The following is a 665-nucleotide window of genomic DNA, read 5'->3' on the forward strand; positions in this document are numbered from 1 at the left end:
AGCGCGCAGAGCAGCAGCGGCACCACCACCACCAGCTATTACGGCTATGAATGGTGGGACGAAGCCAAGCAAAGCACCATCACCGCCCAGCCCTACAACAAGGACGCGCCGGGCTGGCAGAGCGGCTACTCCCATCTCAGCTACAACGTCAACGGCCATCTGGCCGAAGCGCGCGACGAAGTGGGCCAGCGCAGCCTCCGCTACGTCAACAACGCCCAGGGCCTGGTGCTCAAGCGCGAGGAAATCGCCAAGGGCAGCACCTACAAACGGCAGGATTACTACTTCCTGGACGGCAAGCAGATCGGCTCGGTGGGCAACGACGGCGCCAGCCGCGTCGACTACGCCCAGGCCTTGGCGCAAAGCCAGATCGGCAACCGCAAAGACCAGTACCGAGAAGGTCAGCCGGTGAACAGCGCCGACTTCGACCAGAACTACGAGCCGATCGGTCCGAGCTACCCGGGCCAGACGCCGGGCTTCGTCACGGTGAAGGCGGGGGACACCCTGCAAAGCTTGGCGGCGTCGCTGTGGGGCGACCAGGCGATGTGGTATCTGCTGGCGGACGTCAACAGCCTGAGCGGCAGCGAGCCCTTGGCGGCGGGCCAAGTGCTGAAAGTGCCGAACAAAGTGACGAATGTGCACAACAACAGCGGCACTTACCGGGTGTA

Annotated in this window: 1 protein-coding gene; it reads left to right on the forward strand. The window is 63.9% G+C overall.

All coding sequences use genetic code 11. From position 1 onward, the window contains the following. A partial coding sequence (locus tag ACODRW_RS24290; RefSeq protein WP_488906920.1) for a LysM peptidoglycan-binding domain-containing protein occupies positions 1–665 on the forward strand: 665 nt, incomplete at both ends.

This window comes from Chromobacterium sp. FG89, assembly GCF_057808735.1.